Genomic DNA, 4,474 nt, shown 5'->3' with positions numbered 1-4,474 from the left:
GGTGCCGTGAGCCGGGCCGGCCCTCAGTTCGCGCCGAAGGCCTTCGCCGCGTCCTTCTCCAGCTGGGCCTGGGTGCCCGCGATGTTCTTGGGGTTCTTCAGGAAGTCCTGCAGGTCCTTCCACTCGCCCTGGCCCGGCTTGCCGCCGAAGCTCGCGGGCGCCTGGTCGGACATGTCGAAGCGGAAGTCGTCCCCGGCCGCGATCAGCGCACCGGCGATCTCGCGCAGCACGTCATTGGCGTACGCGGACCGGTCCAGCGCCTTGTTGGGCGAGATGAAGCCGCTCTGGCCCGCCCAGATGGCGGCGGCGTCGGTGGAGGCCAGGAACGTCAGCAGCGCCTGGGCCGCCTTGCCCTCCTTGAGCACCACCCCGGCGTCGCCCGCCGTGACCACCGGCGCCTTCTCGCCGACCGCGGGGAAGGGGAAGAGCTTGGCGTCCGTGCCCAGCTTCGCCTTGGTCTGGCCGATGTTGGTGGCGGCGAAGTCGGCGGCCGCGACCATCGCGGCCTTGGGCTGGTCGCCGCTGAAGACCTGGGTGACGGAGTTGGGGAACTGCGTCTGCAGGGCGCCGCCGTTGCCTCCGGAGAGCAGCGAGGGCTTGCCGAAGAGCTGCGCCAGGGTGGTCAGCGCCTGCTTGACGGAGGGATCGGTCCACTTGATCTTGTGCTGGGTGAGCTGGTCGTACTTCTGCGGCCCGGCCTGCGAGAGATAGATGTTCTCGAACCAGTCGGTGAGAGTCCAGCCGTCCGCGCCGCCGACCGAGACCGGCTCCACGCCCGAGTCGGCGATGGTCTGGGCCGTCTTGAGGAAGTCCTGCCAGGTCTTGGGCTCGGAGGTGCCCGCGTTCTCGAACGCCTTGGCGTTGTACCAGATCAGGGACTTGTTGCTGGCCTTGAAGTACACGCCGTAGGAGGTGTTCTTGTACGCGCCCAGGTCCTGCCAGCCCTGGGAGAAGTTCTTGGCCAGCTGCGCCTTGGCACCGGCGCCCAGCGGCTTGAGCCAGCCCTTCTGCGCGAACTCGCGCAACACGCCGACCTGCGGGACCATGGCCACGTCCGGCGGCTGGCCACCGGCGATCTTCGTACCGACGAAGCCGGCCATGTCGTCGCCGCTGGGAATGAAGGTGACGTTCGCGCCGGTGCGCTTCTCGAACTCGTCGAGCACCTTCTCGAAGCTCTTGCGCTCCGGGCCGGTCCAGACGGCGGTCACCTGGATCTTCTGGCCGTTCAGCCGCGGCAGTTCGACGGTCTGCTTCGCGCCGCCGGTCTCCTTGCCGCTGCCGTTCCCGCCGTCGCCGTTGTCGCTGCCGCCGCACGCGGCCAGCGCCAGCGCGAGTGCGCCGCCGGCGACGAGTGCCGTTGTCGTGCGGAGGGTCGAGCGCCGTGTCCGCATCCCCGTTGCCTCCCGTACGCCGCGGTGGCGCCGTCTGGCGCCGTGTGCCGCCCTGCTCGCCTTCGGTGCGTGGCTCGTGCGTGCTGTCGTGCGTGCCGTCGTGCGACAGTCCTACGCCGGGATCACTGCCGCCGCAATACCGCGTCCCGCGCCAACTGGCCTTTCGTGACCGCCCCGTTACGCGCTCGGGCCGGGCGGCGGGCGGAGCGCGCAGTGCGCGCGGGACCGCCACGGAGCCTTTCCGTGTCCTCCGCGTTCTCCGTGATCTTCGCGTTCTCTGCGTTCTCTGCGTTCTTCGCGTTTTCCGCCCGCGTGTCATACGGATGGGCGCCCGCGTACGTGTCCGAAGCGAACGGGCGCCATCGCGCCCCACCGGCCTGGTAGGGATGACACGAATCCAGGCAAGCAAGACATACGGGGAGTAACCATGACCACCATCCATCGCCGTGCCGCCGCCGTCGCGACCACACTGGCCGTGGCCGGCCTCGGCCTCAGCGGCGTGGCACGGGCCGATGCCCCCGCGGCACAGGCCCCCGCCACGTCCACGGTCACGATCCAGGGCTGCACCTTCGACGTCGGCGCTCCGGTGCAGGACCGGCCGGGCCATGTCTCCGCCGGCGCCTCCAGCGCGGGCTGCGCGAACAACTGGACCTTCACCGCCCAGCTGCAGAGCTCGCGGTGGTGGGGCTGGGCCAACGACGCCGAGGAGCGCTGGATCGGCAGCGCGGGCCGCGGCCTGGGCGCGGGCTGCGCCGGGGTACACGACCACCGCGTCATCCTCCACTGGAGCAGCGGCCCGGTCAGCGGCACCAAGATCGGCCCGGTCCGCAACCTCAACTGCGGCTAGGGCCCGCGTCGCAACCCCCGCTCGTCCGTCCCGTGGGGTCGCACGGGTCAGAGGAGCGGGGGCACGGTCGTCGAGCCCGCCGCGCGCTGGAGGGCGCTGGCCAGGAGGGCCAGGTCGGTGGGGCCGTTGCCCAGTTCGCGCAGCGGGCGGCGGGCCGGGGGGTCGCCCATGCGCTGCCACTCCAGCGGGACGACCGTGGGGCGCAGGGTGGAGGTACGGGGTATGCGCCCGGTGACCCGGCCGGCCTGGAAGGGGGTCGAGGAGTCGTCCTCGGCCAGATGCAGCCGCCCGCGGCCCGGCGGGACGGGGTCGGCGGGGTCCCCGGGGAAGCCCAACTCCACGCGGAGTCCGGCATGTTGGGCCGTAGCGGTATCGGCCGTACGGTCGGGGTGGCCGGTCGCCGCGATCAGATGCACACCGAGCGCGGCGCCGTCGCGGGCGACGGCCTCCAGGGCGCGGACCACCGAACCGGCCGCGGGCCGGCCCGTACTGCCCAGCGCGGGGGACACCAGCGCGTCGAAGTCGTCGACGAGGACGAACAGCCGCGGCATGGGCGCGGAGCTCTCCTCGGCGGGCGGCGCGGGGTCGGCGCCGCGCGCCCGCAGGCGCAGGGTGCCGGTGGAGGAGCTGTCCGCGTCGGCCCGCTGGACCTCGAAGGAACCCTCGGCCGAGCGGCGCGGGGCCACGACCCGGGGCGCGCACTGGTGCTTGGCGCGCCACTCGGCGAAGCCCGTGCCGCCCAGTATTTCCGCGCGCCGCTTGAGCTCGGAGGTGAGCGCCTGGGCGAAGGCCCGCATGCGGACGGGGTCGGAGGCGGCCAGATACGTCGTCACATGCGGCAGGTCCGTACACACGCGCAGGCCCTCGCCGCGCTCGCTGCCGCCGCCGTCCACCAGGACCAGGGTGAGCCGGTCCGGCCGGTCGGCCGCGGCCAGGGAGGCGGCCACCGAGCGCAGCAGCTCGGTCTTGCCGCTGCCGGTGGCGCCCTCAAGGAGGAGATGGGAGCCCTCCTCGCCCGCGAGGTCGGCGCACAGCGGGCCGTGCGGGCCCGCGCCCAGCACCGCCATGGCGCCGGGGCGGTCACCGTCCGCCGCGGCGGCCCAACGGGCCATCAGGGAGGCCGGGGTGGCCCGGGCCAGGCCCAACTCGTCCAGCAGCCGGGAGGATTCGGGCAGCGGGACGGCCGCCCTGCGGGCCGGGCGCCCCGCCGCGCCGGAGTCGGTCTCGCGCAGCGGGGACAGGGCGCGGGCGATGCGCTCGGCCCAGGCGGGGGAGACCGCGTCCACCGTGGCGACCGTGCCGTTGGGGCTGGTGCCCGGCTGGATGACGCGCAGGGCGGTGGCGACATCGCCGCTGAGGACCGCGACCGCCCCGCACTCGCCGAATCCGGGCGAGGCCGCGCGGGCCGCTTCGTAGGTGGCGGCGAGCGGGAAGGCGGGGGTGGCGGCGGGCGTCTCGGCCAGGCACAGCAGATGGATGCCGGCCGCGGGGCCGCCCGCGGCGAGCCGCGCCACCGTCTCGCGCAGCGCGGCCGTACCGGGGTCGCCGTCCACGACGACGACGGTGTACGGGCCGTGGTGGCGGGCGGCGGCCGCGGCGACGGCGGAGCGCTCGGCGCTGGGCCAGCCGGGGCCCAGCGGGCCGTCGTCCAGCCGCCGCACCAGCTCGGAGGTACGGGCGGCGGCCTGCTCTTTGTCGTAGGCGAGCAGCAGCCGGCAGTCCTGGCCGTGGGAGGGGCGGACCTGGGGCAGCCAGCCCAGCCAGGCCCAGTCGGCCAGCCGGTCCTCGACATGGCGCGAGCGGTCCGTGCTGATCAGCACGATCTCCAGGGCGGTGGGGGAGTGCAGCGCGGCGAGCTGGGCGACGGCGGAGCGGGCCAGCCCGGCCAGACGGGGGCGGGGCCCGGCCAGGCCCAGGGCGCCCGCCTTGCGCAGCTCGACGGTGACGGGCACGGCCCCGCGGCCACCGGGCTGTGCGGCCGTGCCGAGCCGGACCGTCAGCGCGTCGGGGTGGTCGGTGCCGCGCTCCCACAGGCGGGGGCCGGGGCCGAGCGCGGTCAGCAGGACTGTGGCCGGGTCGGGGCAGCGCTCGTGTGCGGCGGCCGGGTCCGGGCCTTCGGCGGACGACGCCGCGGCGAGGTGCTCGGCGGGCAGCGCGGCGCCGCCGTCGGCTCCGGCGCCGGGCGGCTGGTCCGGCTGCCGCCAGGCGGGGGCGGACGGGTCGGCGGGGGCGGAGC

At 74.9% G+C, this 4,474-nt stretch carries 3 protein-coding genes; 1 reads left to right on the top strand and 2 read right to left on the bottom strand.

Annotated elements, in window-relative coordinates:
* Positions 1–23: 23 nt before the first annotated feature.
* Positions 24–1,391: an ABC transporter substrate-binding protein gene (locus tag AC4IJH_RS43050; RefSeq protein WP_490857497.1), complete on the bottom strand. Its 1,368-nt coding sequence runs from the start codon at positions 1,389–1,391 to the stop codon at positions 24–26.
* Positions 1,392–1,818: 427 nt separating this feature from the next.
* Between AC4IJH_RS43050 and AC4IJH_RS43045 the strand changes: the two genes are divergently transcribed.
* Positions 1,819–2,238, top strand: coding sequence for a hypothetical protein (locus AC4IJH_RS43045; RefSeq protein WP_490857496.1), 420 nt, complete (start codon positions 1,819–1,821; stop codon positions 2,236–2,238).
* A gap of 47 nt (positions 2,239–2,285) precedes the next feature.
* Here AC4IJH_RS43045 and AC4IJH_RS43040 read toward each other — a convergent pair.
* Positions 2,286–4,474: FtsK/SpoIIIE domain-containing protein (locus AC4IJH_RS43040; RefSeq protein WP_490857495.1), on the bottom strand; the 2,189-nt coding region annotated here is incomplete at its 5' end.

The organism is Streptomyces sp. UF-297, from assembly GCF_058245575.1.
The sequence above is the reverse complement of the archived record's forward strand: the minus strand, read 5'-3'. Positions and strand labels throughout refer to the sequence as shown.

Excerpts from the sequence above, each read along its gene's own strand:
- AC4IJH_RS43045 (WP_490857496.1), top strand. The coding sequence starts at position 1,819 with ATGACCACCATCCATCGCCGTGCCGCCGCCGTCGCGACCACACTGGCC.
- AC4IJH_RS43050 (WP_490857497.1), bottom strand. The coding sequence starts at position 1,391 with ATGCGGACACGGCGCTCGACCCTCCGCACGACAACGGCACTCGTCGCC.